This is a genomic window from Hymenobacter koreensis (assembly GCF_039541855.1).
Lineage (GTDB): Bacteria > Bacteroidota > Bacteroidia > Cytophagales > Hymenobacteraceae > Solirubrum > Solirubrum koreensis.
Genome location: NZ_BAABHA010000004.1, coordinates 1 through 13,987, shown reverse-complemented (window position 1 = coordinate 13,987; position 13,987 = coordinate 1). Strand labels below are relative to the sequence as shown.

Annotated in this window: 17 protein-coding genes; 13 read left to right on the top strand and 4 right to left on the bottom strand. The window is 57.9% G+C overall.

Translation table 11 applies throughout. The features are described 5' to 3' along the window. The first annotated feature begins 281 nt into the window (after positions 1-281). The gene (locus ABD903_RS08955; protein ID WP_345223409.1) at positions 282-1,364 is read left to right on the top strand and encodes a cobalamin B12-binding domain-containing protein; all 1,083 of its coding nucleotides are present in this window, start codon (positions 282-284) and stop codon (positions 1,362-1,364) included. On the opposite strand, the gene ABD903_RS08950 is transcribed toward ABD903_RS08955, so the two are convergent. Beyond that, the gene (locus tag ABD903_RS08950; RefSeq protein WP_345223407.1) at positions 1,361-1,702 is read right to left on the bottom strand and encodes a tetratricopeptide repeat protein; all 342 of its coding nucleotides are present in this window, start codon (positions 1,700-1,702) and stop codon (positions 1,361-1,363) included. The genes ABD903_RS08955 and ABD903_RS08950 overlap by 4 nt on opposite strands. 74 nt (positions 1,703-1,776) lie before the next feature. Here ABD903_RS08950 and ABD903_RS08945 point away from each other — a divergent pair, with 74 nt between their 5' ends. The 4 genes from ABD903_RS08945 (at position 1,777) to ABD903_RS08930 (ending at position 5,098) form a co-directional block, all read left to right on the top strand. Beyond that, entirely contained in the window at positions 1,777-2,517 is a 741-nt protein-coding gene (locus ABD903_RS08945; RefSeq protein WP_345223406.1) for an electron transfer flavoprotein subunit beta/FixA family protein, read from the top strand. A gap of 125 nt (positions 2,518-2,642) precedes the next feature. After that, a complete protein-coding gene (locus ABD903_RS08940) occupies positions 2,643-3,620 on the top strand; it encodes an electron transfer flavoprotein subunit alpha/FixB family protein (protein WP_345223403.1) in 978 nt (325 codons plus the stop codon). Positions 3,621-3,737: 117 nt separating this feature from the next. Continuing rightward, the gene (locus ABD903_RS08935; RefSeq protein ID WP_345223402.1) at positions 3,738-4,373 is read left to right on the top strand and encodes a bifunctional nuclease family protein; all 636 of its coding nucleotides are present in this window, start codon (positions 3,738-3,740) and stop codon (positions 4,371-4,373) included. Between the two features lie 185 nt (positions 4,374-4,558). Continuing rightward, positions 4,559-5,098: a YfiT family bacillithiol transferase gene (locus tag ABD903_RS08930; protein WP_345223400.1), complete on the top strand. Its 540-nt coding sequence runs from the start codon at positions 4,559-4,561 to the stop codon at positions 5,096-5,098. 138 nt (positions 5,099-5,236) lie between these two features. On the opposite strand, the gene ABD903_RS08925 is transcribed toward ABD903_RS08930, so the two are convergent. Beyond that, a complete protein-coding gene (locus ABD903_RS08925) occupies positions 5,237-6,043 on the bottom strand; it encodes an ABC transporter ATP-binding protein (RefSeq protein WP_345223398.1) in 807 nt (268 codons plus the stop codon). A gap of 95 nt (positions 6,044-6,138) precedes the next feature. Next, positions 6,139-6,870 carry an MlaE family ABC transporter permease gene (locus tag ABD903_RS08920; protein ID WP_345223396.1) on the bottom strand — a complete coding sequence of 244 codons (732 nt, stop codon included), beginning with the start codon at positions 6,868-6,870 and terminating at the stop codon, positions 6,139-6,141. Positions 6,871-6,965: 95 nt separating this feature from the next. Here ABD903_RS08920 and ABD903_RS08915 point away from each other — a divergent pair, with 95 nt between their 5' ends. Further along, positions 6,966-7,673, top strand: coding sequence for an SDR family oxidoreductase (locus ABD903_RS08915; protein WP_345223394.1), 708 nt, complete (start codon positions 6,966-6,968; stop codon positions 7,671-7,673). Between the two features lie 9 nt (positions 7,674-7,682). Here ABD903_RS08915 and ABD903_RS08910 read toward each other — a convergent pair whose 3' ends face one another. Then, positions 7,683-8,408 carry a head GIN domain-containing protein gene (locus ABD903_RS08910; RefSeq protein ID WP_345223391.1) on the bottom strand — a complete coding sequence of 242 codons (726 nt, stop codon included), beginning with the start codon at positions 8,406-8,408 and terminating at the stop codon, positions 7,683-7,685. A 91-nt stretch (positions 8,409-8,499) separates the two neighbouring features. Here ABD903_RS08910 and ABD903_RS08905 point away from each other — a divergent pair, with 91 nt between their 5' ends. The 7 genes from ABD903_RS08905 to ABD903_RS08875 all read left to right on the top strand — a co-directional run bounded on the left by ABD903_RS08905 (position 8,500) and on the right by ABD903_RS08875 (position 13,967). Then, positions 8,500-9,198 (top strand): SDR family oxidoreductase, encoded by a 699-nt coding sequence (locus ABD903_RS08905; protein WP_345223389.1) that lies wholly within the window; start codon positions 8,500-8,502, stop codon positions 9,196-9,198. 5 nt (positions 9,199-9,203) lie between these two features. Beyond that, on the top strand, positions 9,204-9,440 hold the full coding sequence (locus tag ABD903_RS08900; RefSeq protein ID WP_345223387.1) for a hypothetical protein: 237 nt from the start codon (positions 9,204-9,206) through the stop codon (positions 9,438-9,440). Positions 9,441-9,489: 49 nt separating this feature from the next. After that, positions 9,490-9,687: a hypothetical protein gene (locus ABD903_RS08895; protein ID WP_345223386.1), complete on the top strand. Its 198-nt coding sequence runs from the start codon at positions 9,490-9,492 to the stop codon at positions 9,685-9,687. Positions 9,688-9,744: 57 nt separating this feature from the next. After that, positions 9,745-10,662 carry a gliding motility-associated ABC transporter ATP-binding subunit GldA gene (gene gldA, locus ABD903_RS08890; protein WP_345223383.1) on the top strand — a complete coding sequence of 306 codons (918 nt, stop codon included), beginning with the start codon at positions 9,745-9,747 and terminating at the stop codon, positions 10,660-10,662. A gap of 198 nt (positions 10,663-10,860) precedes the next feature. Further along, positions 10,861-11,586 (top strand): gliding motility-associated ABC transporter permease subunit GldF, encoded by a 726-nt coding sequence (gldF, locus tag ABD903_RS08885; protein ID WP_345223381.1) that lies wholly within the window; start codon positions 10,861-10,863, stop codon positions 11,584-11,586. Between the two features lie 17 nt (positions 11,587-11,603). Continuing rightward, a complete protein-coding gene (gldG, locus tag ABD903_RS08880) occupies positions 11,604-13,346 on the top strand; it encodes a gliding motility-associated ABC transporter substrate-binding protein GldG (protein ID WP_345223380.1) in 1,743 nt (580 codons plus the stop codon). 30 nt (positions 13,347-13,376) lie between these two features. Next, complete coding sequence (locus ABD903_RS08875) at positions 13,377-13,967, top strand: hypothetical protein (protein ID WP_345223378.1); 591 nt, start codon at positions 13,377-13,379, stop codon at positions 13,965-13,967. Positions 13,968-13,987 lie beyond the last annotated feature (20 nt).

Below are 13,987 nucleotides of genomic sequence, written 5' to 3'. Positions count from 1 at the left end.
GGGTTAAAAGCATTTTAGGAAACCTGTATTTTGCATTTAGTACTAAGAAGCCAGCACAGTTGGAAGGAGCCGGAAGAAAAACGGAGACAGTTACTTAAGCGCTGATTGTAAGTGTTATAATGCCGTTTGGCAGGCTCCGCTGCCAGGAGTTAGAAACTGTTCAGTTCGATTTTTTACGCGAAATACCAACCCTTAATAATTTTTTTCTGCCCAGGGCCGAACTGGGGTCAGTTGAACTGATAGCCAGCCAACGCCAAGAGAATAGTTTCGTTTAACCGCCCATGCCGTATAATAACTCTGCCAATCGGGAACGTGTCGCCCACTTATTCTATCAGGAAGCCAACGAACTGGCATTGGCTGCCACAGCCCACTACCAACAGCAGGCTACTTCTTCAGTTGATGAAAGCAACGTGCGCCGCCAATTGCGGGAGCATTTGCTGCCGCTAGCCGACGCGGTGCTCATGCATAGCCCGGCCCTTTTTGAAACTCATTTGCTGCATGCCCGGCAGGAGAATCCCGGCCCCGAGCGCGACCAGGAACTCACCCTCCAGCTCTCGGCGCTGCGCCAAGCCTTGCTGCTGCGCTTACCTGTGGCCGAGTACGTGCTGGCCGCGGGCGTATTAAGCAGTGGATTTAGTCAGCTGGCCGAGGCCTTACCCGAATGGAATGGGAATGCCGCTCCGGCGCTGCCGTCGGTTAATCCGTTGCAGCACTTGGTAGACAATTATCTGGAACGCCTTTTGGCAGCAGACCGCCCCGGTGCTTACAATGTGCTGCTGGAAGCGGCCAAAACCGGTACCGACGTGCGCGACTTATACCTGCAAGTATTGCAGCCCGTGCAACGGGAAATAGGCGTAAGGTGGCACAACGGCGAGCTGAGCGTGGCCGAAGAGCACTTCTGCACCGCTACCACCGAGCTGACGATGTCGTTGCTGAATCCGTACTTGGTGAGTACACCGCGCAATGGTCGCCGCTTGGTGGCCACCAACGTAGCCGGTGATTTGCACGCCGTGGGCCTGCGCATGGTTACCGACTTTCTGGAACATGCCGGCTGGGACGCCTATTACCTTGGCGCCAGTACGCCCACGGGCAGCATTTTGCGCACCATTGAAACGCGCCGGGCCGATTTGCTGGTGCTGGGCGCATCCTTGCCGCACCACGTGCCGCTTATTAAGGAATTGATTAGCACTTACCGCAGCACCCCGGCCGTAAACCAAGCCAAGATTCTGGTAGGCGGGCAGCCGTTTAACCAAGATCCGGCGCTGTGGCGGCACGTGGGCGCCGATGTGTGGGCGCCCGATGCCGCTTCGGCCGTGGAGGTAGTGAACCGGCTCTTTGGTTTATCGGAAGCCCAGCCGGCTTAGTCGTCCTCGTAATCCAGGCCCAGCAGTTGGTTTAGGGCCTGTTGCAACTCCGAGGCGGCGTGCATCTGGCCGGCTTTGCGGGCCGTTTGCAGGCCGGTGCGGTATACTTGCTCGGCTTGGGTAACATCGCCTTGCTCGGCTAAAAGCTTGGCCGCGTGGTAGTAAGTGCCCACGTAAGAAGGGTGCTTTGTCAACAGCTCATTGTAATACTGCCAGGCCTGTTCCTGCTGGCCCGCCGAACGGTATTCGGTTGCAATGGCATACACCGTGAACGGGTCGGAGGGGTCTTCTTCGTAAAAGGCCAGCAGTTGCTGCAAGCGGGTTGGTGCGGTTTCCATGGGCGTTAGTTTTCCAGTATCTTCGGCCCGAAATTAGGGCCTAGCCCGCATCTTCTGACCCATACGATATACGGATGAAGTTTCTGGTTTGCATCAGCAACGTGCCCGACACGACCACCAAAATCACCTTCACGCCCGATAACAAGGAGTTCAATAAGGCTGGTGTGCAGTTTGTCATCAACCCCTGGGACGAATACGCCCTCACCCGCGCCATCGAGCTGAAAGAGGCCCAAGGCAGCGGTACCGTTACGGTACTGAACGTAGGCGAGGCCGACACCGAACCCAACATTCGCAAGGCCCTGGCCATTGGTGCCGATGACGCCATTCGCGTTAACGCCGCCCCCAAAGACGCTTACTTCGTGGCGCAGCAAATCGCGCATTACGCCAAAGAAGGCGGCTACGAAGTTATCTTGATGGGCAAGGAAAGCATTGATTACAACGGCTTTCAGGTACACGGCATGGTAGGCGAGCTGCTCGGTATTCCCACGGTGGCCCCGGCCATGAAGCTGGATATGAGCGGCAACACCGCTACGCTGGAGCGCGAAATTGAAGGCGGCAAGGAAATCGTGGAAGTAAACGCCCCGTTTGTGGCCTCGTGCCAGCAGCCGATGTGCGAGCCCCGCATCCCGAACATGCGCGGCATCATGACGGCCCGCACCAAGCCCCTGAAAGTGGTAGAAGCCGTAGGCGAAGGTGCGGCCACGGAAGTAGCCGAGTACCAGTTGCCGCCCAAGAAGCAAGGTGTGAAGCTCATTCCGGCCGAAACGGCTGGCGACCTGATCAAGCTGCTCCGCAACGAAGCCAAAGTTATCTAATACCAGAAGTCAGACCCCAGCGCTTAGAACTTCGCTTTCAGCCGTTTGTTGGTAGTAAGCAAGTCGTAAGCCAGTAGAGAGTAACTACTCTCAGTTCTGATTTTCAGTTTCTAACACCTCCGAAAATGTCTGTACTCGTAGTAGTAGAATGCGATAAGGGCGAAGTGAAAAAGTCTTCGCTGGAAGTGGCCTCGTACGGTGCGCAAGTGGCCCAAATGCTGGGCACCACCGCCACAGCCGTAGCCGTGGGCGAAGCTTCCGAAGCCAGCCTGGCCCAACTGGGCGAGCAAGGCATCACCAAAGTGCTGTACGACGCCGAGCCGCGTCTGAAAGACTTCGTGAACGGTGCCTACACCAAGCTGATTGCCGCCGCCTCCGAGCAGGAGCAAGCCAAGGTAATTGTACTGGCCAACTCGAACATTGGTGCGGCTGTGGGTTCGCGCCTCGCTATTCGCTTAAAAGCTAGCCTTGCTACTAACGTAGTAGAGCTGCCCCAGGCCAACGGCAACTCGTTCATGGTAAAGCGCGGTGCCTTCTCGGGCAAAGCCTTTGCAAACGTGGTGCTGAGCGGCGACCGTAAAATCATTGCCGTTAAAAAGAACAGCATCGAAGCGCTGCACAACGCCGGCCAAACGGCCCAGGTGCAGTCGTTCTCGGCGCAACTCGCCGATGCTGATTTCACCGATGCGCCGAAGCAAGTGGTGATGCAAGACCAGGCCGGCGGCGTGCTGCTGCCCGAAGCCGACAAAGTGGTATCGGGTGGCCGCGGCATGAAAGGCCCGGAGAACTGGAACCTCATTGAGGACCTGGCCAAGGCATTGGGCGCGGCTACAGCCTGCTCGAAGCCGGTATCCGACGTGGACTGGCGTCCTCACCACGAGCACGTGGGTCAAACGGGCATCACCGTGTCGCCGAACCTGTACATTGCTTGCGGCATTTCGGGGGCCATTCAGCACCTAGCGGGCGTAAACTCGTCGAAGGTGATTGTGGTCATCAACAAAGATCCGGAAGCTCCCTTCTTCAAAGCGGCTGATTACGGCATCGTGGGCGACGTTTTTGACGTATTGCCCAAGCTGACCCAAGCCGTAAAGGAACTGGGTTAATGCATGATTGAATGACTGAACGAGCGTGTTCCGGAAGTGCCGCCTTCCGGAACCGCGCTCCAGGCCGTTGGTCCCTCACTCATTCACTCAGTTGCTCATTCAGTCATTATTCTCCGCGTGAAGAAAATCCAGCTCGAAATACTGGGCCTCTCGTCCAGCCAGTCGCAGTCCGGCTCCTTTGCCCTGATTCTGGGCGAGAAGCACGGTAACCGCCGTCTGCCCATCATCATTGGCATGTTTGAGGCGCAGAGCATTGCCATTCAAATCGAGAAAATAAACCCCAACCGCCCGCTCACCCACGACTTGTTTAAGTCGTTTGCCGAGCAGGTGCACGTTACCGTGCTGGAAGTGCTTATTTCCGATTTGAAGGAAGGCGTGTTTTATTCGAAAATCGTGTGCTCCGACGGCGCCACGACCTTCGACCTCGACTCCCGTCCGTCCGATGCCATTGCCATTGGGCTGCGCTTTGGCGTACCCATTTACACGGTGGAAAGCGTAATGGGCGAAGCCGGTATCATTCTCTCCGACCTCGACGATGCGGCCGACTCCGACGAGGACGACGATACCGACGAGGACGATGACGCCGGCGACGAAACCAGCTCCAAGCCTGCGGCTGAACCCCGTGAGCCCAGCGGGCAGGTTTCGACCGACGAGCTGACCAAGATGCTGGCGCAAGCCTTGGAGCGCGAAGACTACGAGAAAGCCGCCAAGATTCGCGACGAGCTGAATAACCGCAACGGCACGAAAGAGTAACTTTCCAACGCATACTGCCGCGCCCTGCTCCCGATTTCGGGAGCAGGGCGCGGCTTTTTAAGGCGTTTTGCAAAGCAAGCATTGCTTGCACCAAACGGACCCCATCCCGGATACGCAGCGCTTCAAGCGCGGGCTTTTTGTTAGACTTGCGCCACTTTCCTACTTATCAGCTGCTGCTCCTCTCCATGGAAACCGACGAAACCCTGCGTTACCCCATTGGCCATTACACGCTGCCCGAGCAGCCCTTAACGGCGGCCGAACGCGCTGCGTACCTGCAACAGCTTATGCAGCTGCCTACTGAGCTTCGCCAGGCGCTGGATGGCCTGAATGAAATCCAGTTCGAAACACCATATCGCCCCGGCGGCTGGACGGTTCGCCAGGTGCTGCACCACTTGCCCGACTCGCACCTGAATTCTTACACGCGTTTTCGGCTGGCCCTAACCGAGGATAACCCCACCATTAAACCCTACGACGAAGCGGGCTGGGCCCAGCTGCCCGACGTGGCCATTGTGCCGCCCGATGTGTCGCTTATCCTGCTTGATGCTCTTCATGCCCGCTGGGTGGTGCTTTGCAGTCAGCTCACCGATGCGCAATGGCTGCGCACGTGGTACCACCCCGGCATGCAGCAAACCGTACGCCTTGACCAAGCTTTGGTGATGTACGCCTGGCACGGCAAGCACCACGTGGCGCACATCACCAGCTTGCGCAAGCGCATGGGCTGGTGAAGTTCTACCCTCGCGGCTCCTCTTCGGATGAGAAAGAAGCCACAATTGCGCGGAACCGCAGCGGGGCCGGCAAGCTAAGCTTGCCGGCCCCGCGTCGTTGAACGGAACCGTTGCTGATGTTAGGCTATGCAGCCGGAACTATAGGTCCTGGGACGACTCGTTACGAATCTCGTCGAGGCTACCGCCTTCGTCTTCTACGCGCTTGGCGGCGCGCACGAGGCTGCTGCTAAAAATGAAGTCTTTTAGCTCGGGTACCTCAGCGTACAGGATTTCGTCTTTGTTGCCGTCCCAGAGCTTTTCGCCTTTGTGGAGGAAGATGATATGGTCCCCGATTTCCACCACCGAGTTCATGTCGTGGGTAATAACGACGGTGGTGATGTTGTACTCGTGGGTAATTTCGTAGATCAGTTCGTCGATTTTGATGCTGGTGGCGGGGTCGAGGCCGGAGTTGGGCTCGTCGCAGAACAGGTAGGTGCAGTTCGGGGCAATGGCGCGGGCAATGCCCACGCGCTTTTTCATGCCGCCCGAAATTTCCGACGGCATCTTGTTGCCTGCGTTTTCGAGTCCCACGCGCTTCAGGCAAAACTCCACCCGGTCGCGGCGCTCCTCCTTGGTCATGTTAGGGGTGAGCATTTTCAGCGGAAACTCGGTGTTTTCGGCCACCGTCATGGAATCGAATAAGGCGCCGCCTTGGAACAGCATACCAATCTGCTTCCGGATTTCCTGCCGGATGTCCACCTTGTTGTTGGTGAACATGGTGCCGTCGAAGGTGATGGAGCCGATATCGGGCTTCATGAGGCCCACAATGCACTGCAGCAGCACCGATTTGCCGGTGCCCGAGCCACCCAGTACCAAGTTGCACTTGCCCGTATCGAAGACGCAGTTAACGCCCTTCAATACCGGGTTGCCATTAAAGGCTTTATGTATGTTATGAACTTCAATCATGGAGTCGATGGCTGAATGGGTGAATGGCTGAATGGCTGAAGGATGTCGTTCTGGATTCATTCACTCATCCACTCATTCAACCATTCACGCATTGTTTAGAGCAGCGTCTGAGCCAGAACGTAGTCGGCCAGCAGAATGGCAATGATGGAATTGGTAACGGCCTTGGTGCTGGCCGCGCCTACTTCCAGGGCCCCGCCGCGGGTGTAATAGCCTTGGTACGCCGAAATGGTGGACACCAGGAAGGCAAACACCACCGATTTGATCAGGGCAAACGTAACGTTATACGGAACAAAGGCTTCGCGAATACCCTCAATGTATTCCTGCGCCGACAGCGCCCCCGACAAGGTACCGGCAATGTAACCGCCCAGAATCGAAAGCATCATGGCCAGGATAACCAGCAGCGGGAACGTGATGATGGCGCCCAGTATGCGCGGCAGCACGAGGTAGGAGGCCGAGTTAATACCCATTACTTCCAGTGCGTCGATTTGCTCGGTGATGCGCATGGTGCCCAAGCCGCCCGCAATGCTGGACCCTACTTTGCCGGCCAGCACAATGCTGGAAATGGTAGGGGCCAGCTCCAGAATGGTCATTTCGCGCACCATGAAGCCGATGGTGGACTTGGGAATGAGCGGATTGGTGAGGTTGTAGGCAATTTGCACGCAGGTTACGGCGCCAATAAACGCTGCCACAATGCTGACGATAAACACCGAATCGACGCCGATGAGAATGGCCTCGTCGATAACGCGCTTCCAGAGTACTTTTGCCCGCTCGGTGCGGGTGAGCATGCTCTGCAGAAACAGCAGAAACCGGCCGAAAACTTGGATCATAATACAGAGGAGAAAGGAAAAATCACGACGGCTGCCCAGCGGCCGAGCTGCCTGGTCGCACTTACGTACGCAACGGCGAAACAATCTTACGGCTTATGCAGAAAACAATTGTAGTAACGGGCGGCAGCAAGGGAATTGGGCGCGCCATTCTGGAGCGGTTTGCGCAAGCCGGGTTCCGCCTTATCACCTGCGCCCGCTCGGCTTCCGACCTCGATCAGCTACGCCAGGAACTGGCCCAGCAGTTTCCGAATGTAGCAGTGCATACCTGTGCCGCCGACCTCAGCCAGCCCGAAGGTCCCCAGCGCTTCGCGGCTTTCGTGCTTGGCTTAGGTGGTTCCATCGATGTACTGGTAAACAACACGGGTGCCTTTCAGCCCGGTAGCCTGCACACCGAGCCCGAAGGCCAACTGCGCCAAATGATGGCCGTGAACCTGTACAGCGCCTACGACGTAACGCGGGCCCTGCTGCCCGTTATGCTGCAGCAACGCACCGGCCACGTCTTTACTATTTGCTCGGTGGCCAGCATTAAGGCGTACGCCAACGGCGGCGCGTATAGCGTGGCTAAATACGCCTTGTACGGCTTCACCAAAAACCTGCGCGAAGAGCTGAAAGAAACCGGCGTACGCGTAACGGCCGTGCTGCCCGGCGCCACCTATACCGCCAGCTGGGAAGCCGCTGGCTTGCCCGAAGAACGGTTTATTAAAGTTGAAGACGTAGCGGAAGCCGTGTTTGGGGCCTACAGCCTCTCGCCGCAGGCCGTAGTAGAGGAGTTATTAATCCGGCCGCAGCTGGGGGATATTTAGTAGCCTTCGCTACTCCGCTACGGCCCGGCCCTTACCGGTAATGCGAAAGTACCTTTCGGGTGGTGAGCCGGCGTAGTACAACGAGCCCGGGCCTTCAATGTCGGCGCTGATTAATTCGGTGGCCGTTACGTGGGCATTGCCGTCGCCGTTGAAGTTAAGGGTCACGAAGCCGCGGCGGGCACGCAGGGGCTTGGCGTACAGACTGCCCAGGTCGCCCACGGTGGCATGCAACTCGTTGGTATGACCCGACAGGCGCATGTCGCCCAACTCGTATTGATCAACCCAGAGGTAGTTGCTCTCCACATCGAACTCAATGTCGCCGGCGCGGGAGAGGTGCAGGAAGAGCGTGTCCTGGCGAAAAGGACCTTCGCTGCGCACAACTTTCTCGCCGATGTGAAACACCTCTTTCAGATTGGGAGTGTGCAGGAATACTTGCCGGGGCACATCGTAGCGGCGTACCCAGTTGCAGCGGCTGGTATTGGAAATACGCAGGGTATTGTCGCGCTCGTCCAGAACAATATCTTCCTGCAAGTTGCGGCCGGTGCGCACCTCGGCGTACCGCTCGCTGTCCTGCACCACAATTACCTCAATGTTGTCGAACACGCGTAAGGTGGTGAAGGGCTTTAGCTCGCGCCGCTCCACCGTCACCTTGCCGTTGCTTTTAAAACAGTCAAGCTCGTGGTCTTTGCGGCAGCCGCCGAAACTCAGCAGCACAGCCAGCAGCAGCGGCCACACGTATGCGCGTAAAGGCGGGCGGTTATCTTGCGCGCCCTCCGGCTTCCGATTCGTTAACGCTTCTTGAACCACTTTTCCCCTCCCAACTGATATGGATTTGAACGGCAAGGTAGCCATAGTCACGGGCGTCAGCAAAGGTATTGGCCTGGCCACAGCGCAGTTGCTGCTCGATCAGGGCGCCGTAGTGGCCGGCTGGGGCCGCCATGCGCCCGAGAACTTTCAGCACGAGCGGTTCCAGTTTTTTGCCTGCGACGTGCGCGACGAAGTGCAGGTGCAGGAGGCCTTTACCAATACCCAACGCGAGCTGGGTCAGGAAATTCACGTGCTGGTAAATAACGCCGGCCTGGGCATTGCCGGAGAGGTCGACGGCTTTTCCTCCGCCGACTGGCACCTGATGTTCGATACCAACGTGCACGGGCTGTTTTACTGCACCAAAGCCGTGCTGCCCCAAATGAAGCGCCAGCAGCTGGGCCATATCATCAACATTTCTTCCATTGCCGGCCTGAACGGCATCGAAATGATGGCCGGTTACTGCGCCACCAAGTACGCCGTGCGCGGCTTTTCACATTCCTTGTTCAAGGAGGTGCGCTCCGACGGCATCAAGGTAACGTGCATTTACCCTGGCTCCACGCAAACCAACTTCTTCGACGACATTCCCGGCACCACGGCCCACAACCAGATGATGCAGCCCGAAGACATTGGCAGCGCGATTCTGTACGCCATCCAAACCCCGTTCAATTTCCACATCGTAGACGTAGAGATGCGGCCCCTCCAGCCCAAGAAAAAGTAAAGCCCATGAAATGGATAGCCGAAGTACCAGCCGCTTACCAGGAAGATGAGGTGAAATGGTTGCTGATTGAAGATGACCCGGACGACACCGAAGGGTATTACCTGTATTACCTGGCGTCGCTCAATCCGGAGTTTGGCTTCGATACCTGGCACCAGACGATGGCCGAAGCTAAAAAAATAGGCACGACCTACGGCATAGAGCTCAACGATTGGCAACCGTATTCCCCCACGGTTCGGCCGTGAGGCCGGCACGGAGGGCAAACCCGATGGTTAATAACTCGCCGCTTCTGGTATGTTGCTGATTTGGGGGGCTTCCGGATTGCTGCTTTGGTATTCGCTGCGCCAATGGCGGGCGGCGCGGCCAGAACGCCGGCGGGTACAGGCCCTGTTTGTGCTGCTGGCTGCGGCCTGGCTGGTGCTGCTGGGCCTGTGGGTAATCGTGCCGCTGGTGGCTTCCTGGATTGGCGAAGCAACCCTTAACCCGAAATAACTCCCTTGGGAACCCGTGCGGGCAATGCGCCGCCAACCGCGTACTTTCGCCTCTCTTATGGTTGAAATCACACATTTAACCAAGCTCTTTGGTGAGCAGGCCGCTGTAAACGACATTACGTTTACCGCCGGCCGCGGCGAAATCCTGGGCTTCCTTGGCCCGAACGGCGCCGGTAAGTCGACCACCATGAAAATTGCCACCGGCTACCTGCCGCCCAGCGCCGGTTCGGTGCGCGTGGCCGATTTCGACGTGGTGGAACACCCTCTGGAAGTGCGCCGGCGCGTGGGCTACCTGCCCGAGCACAACCCGCTTTACCTGGACATGTATGTGCACGAGTACCTCGATTTCATCGGGCGGGTGCACGGCCTGTCGGGTGGTACGCTGCGGCAACGAGTGAAAGACCTGGTGGGCCGCGTGGGCCTCACCCGCGAGCAGAACAAGCAAATCGGGGCCCTCTCGAAAGGCTACCGGCAGCGCGTGGGCCTGGCCCAGGCCCTGGTGCACGACCCGCAGGTGCTCATCCTCGACGAACCCACCACCGGCCTCGACCCCAACCAGATCGGCGAAATCCGCCAGCTCATCCGCGAGTTGGGCCAGGACAAAACGGTCATCTTCAGCACCCACATTCTGCCCGAGGTGCAAGCCCTCTGCGACCGGGTGGTTATCATCAGTCGCGGCCAGTTGGTTGCCGATGCGCCCGTACGTGAGTTGGCTGGCCTCACCAAAGGCGGCGCCGTTATCCGCGCCGAGTTCGAAGGCCCCATTGACCCCGAGCCGCTGCGCCGCTTGCCCGGCATTAAGTCGGTAGAGCAGGGGCAGGGCGGCATCTGGCTGATTCGCACGGCCGGCAGCACCGACCAGCGCGGCGCTATTTCCCGCCTGGCTGCTCAGCAAGGCTGGCTGTTGCTCGGCTTGCGACAGGACGAGCAGTCCTTGGAACAAGTGTTCCAGGAACTGACCACCAAGCAGAAATAAGAACGAAAGCTCCCCTCCTCAGACGAGGAGGGGTGGCCAAAGGCCGGGGTGGTTGACCCGGCGCCGAACGACAAGCGTGAGGTAGTAATTAGTTTACTATCTATCGACAAACCACTCCAGCATCGGCCAGCCGATGCGTCCCCTCTTTCAAAAAGGAGGGGAGCTCACCGTCCCATCATCCCCGCCACATTCCCTCGAATGTTCGCCATACTTCGCAAAGAATTCAACGCCTTCCTCAACTCCCCCGTGGCCTACGTGGTGCTCGGGGTATTTCTGGTGGCCACCGGTCTGTTCGTGTGGGTTTTTCCCGACAGCAGCGTGCTCGATTACGGTTTTGCCGATCTGCAAACCCTCTTCAACCTGGCCCCCTGGATTTTCCTGTTCCTGATTCCGGCTATAACCATGCGCACATTTGCGGAGGAGAAAAAGGCCGGCACCATTGAACTGCTGCTCACCCGCCCCCTCACCGACGGGCAGCTGGTAGGAGGGAAGTACCTCGCCTGCCTGCTGCTGGCCCTGCTGGCCCTAGTGCCCACGCTGCTTTACTACTACTCGGTGTACCGGCTTGGCTCGCCCGTCGGCAACATCGACTCGGCCGCTTTTGCCGGCTCGCTCATCGGGTTGGCTTTGCTGGCGGCTGTATTTGCCGCCATCGGGGTGTTGGCCTCGGCTCTGACGCGGGACCAGATCATTGCCTTCCTCGTAGCCGTTGTCGGCTGCTTTCTGGTGTATTCCGGCTTCGATTCTCTGGCATCCTTATTCGATGGTGGCCCGGCTTACTACATCGGGCAGCTGGGTATTGCGGCCCACTACCGCGACCTAAGCAAAGGCCTTATCGACTCGCGCGACCTGCTGTATTTTTTCTCCGTGGTGGCCGGCATGTTGCTCGCCACTCGCCTCGTGCTGCAAAGCCGCAACTGGTAACCCGGACCTCCTGACGAATGGAAACCACTCCCGCCGCCACGCCTGCCCCCGTTACCCCGCCCGCTGCCACCCCGCGCAAGCAGCGCGACCTGCTGCGCTTCGGACTTGTTATTCTAGGCCTCGTGGTTCTGAACTTCGTGGCCCAGCAATTCTTTTTCCGCGTCGACCTCACCGAAGACAAGCGCTACAGCATGTCGCCGGCCACCCGGCAGCTGCTGGAAACCATGCCCGAGCCGGTTACGGTAACCGTGTACTTGGCCGGCGACTTTCCGCCCGCCTTCCGCCGCCTTTCCCAGGCCACCCGCGAAACGCTAAACGAAATGCAGGTGCACGCCGGCTCCAAGCTGCGCTACGTGTTCGTGGACCCTTCTGCCGCTACCTCCGAAGCCGACCGCAACAAGGAGTACCAGCGCTTGGTGCAAAAGGGCCTGAGTCCCACCAACCTCGGCGCCAACGAAGGCGGCAAGCGCGTGGAGAAAATCATCTTCCCCTGGGCCACCGTTACCGTGGGCAACCGCGAGGAAAACGTGCTGCTGCTGCGCGGCAACCAAGCCGCCCCGCCCGATGTGCGCCTTAACCAGAGCATCGAAGGGTTGGAATATGAGCTGGCATCGGCCGTACGCCGCCTAGAGCCCACCAAGCGCAAGCTCATTGGAATTGTAGAGGGGCACGGCGAGCCGGACAACCTGCACCTTGCCGACCTCATCGGCACCCTACAGCGCGACTACGGCATTTACCGCATCGACTTGAACAAGGTGAAAGACCAGGACATGAAGTCCCTCTCGGCTGTCATCGTAGCCAAGCCCGAGCGTGCCTACACCGACGCCGAGAAGTTCAAGCTCGACGAGTTCATCACCCAGGGCGGCCGGGCCCTGTTCTTCCTCGATGCCATGCGCGTGAACCTGGACAGCGCCAACCGCGGCGGCATGCTCTCGTTCCCGCTCGATCTGAACCTGACCGACTTGCTCTTCACCTACGGCGCCCGCGTAAACGGCGACCTGCTGCTCGACGTCAACTCCGGCCTGATTCCGTTGGTGACGGGCCGCACCGGCGACAAACCTCAGGTAGAGCCCATGCCGTGGCCGTTTTACCCACTCGTCAACAACTTCAGTCCGCACCCCATTACCCGCAACCTCGATGCGGTCTACCTCAAGTTCGTCAGCACCATCGACACCGTGAAGGCCCAGGGCATCCGCAAAACGCCGCTCATGTTCACCTCGCGCTATACCCGCGTACTGCCCGCCCCGGTGCCCATTAACCTGAACGACGCCCGCCTGCCGCCCGACCCCAAGCTCTACCGCAGCGGCCCCAAGCCCGTGGGCTACCTGCTCGAAGGCCAGTTCCGCTCCCTGTTTGCCAACCGCGCCAAGCCCGGCACCACGCAGTATCTCTCAGCCCAGAGCCCGAACGCCCGCCCCAGCAAAGTCCTCATCATTTCCGACGGCGACTTTGTGCGCAACGACGTGGACCCGAAAACCAGCCGCCCCCTGCGCCTGGGCTTCGACCGCCTCGCCACCACTGAATTCGCCAACCGCCAGCTCGTGCAAAACGCCGTCGATTACCTCCTCGACGAAACCGGCCTCATTGCCGTGCGCAGCAAGCAAATCACCCTCCGCCCGCTGGACAAGGTGAAAATCAACGCCGAAAGGCGTCAGTGGCAGTTGCTGAACCTCGGCGCCCCGCTGGCCCTGCTGGCCGTGTTTGGGCTGGTGCGCGCGTGGCTGCGCAAGCGGAAGTATGCGTCGTTTGGGGTGGAGTAGGTTGTAGCCAATACTTATCAAAAAATTAAAATGACGAGACTAACATTAGTAATGCTTTGTGGGGTTATTAATTTCCTTTATCAGTCTTGCACGCCTAAGGCATTCAAGGTGTCTGATTATGGAAGGCAATTAACGCAAGACGAAAGAGCCAAGCTAAAAGCTGGCGAGGTTATTAATAAGACTCATACATCGTACCGATCTTTTAAATCAAAACAAGTTTTTTATCGAGGTCCACTAAGAGTAAGTATGAATGCTAAAGGGGAATTGATTTTTGAGCCATATTCCCGGTGGAGCATATTTTATAAAAACGGCAAGTTAAGTGAGGAATGGTTTTATGAAGGGCCACGTACACACGTTCGGTGGTTCAGTCAGGATGGTACTTTACATGCGGATATCTACAAACGTGATACAGTTATTAACGCAATAGCTATGGAGGACATAAAAACGGTTTATTACAAGGGTGGCACGTTAGATACAATGTCATTCTCAAGGGTTATTTCTGTTAAAAATAAATACAAACCCGTATTTCATGAGAGTATTCTATTCAATGAAAACGGGCAAAGGCAAGGGTTATTAAGAGCCTGTTTGGGAATTAAGGAAACCGATTCAAGCAGAGCGTGACGTTGGCCCACAGAATCCAG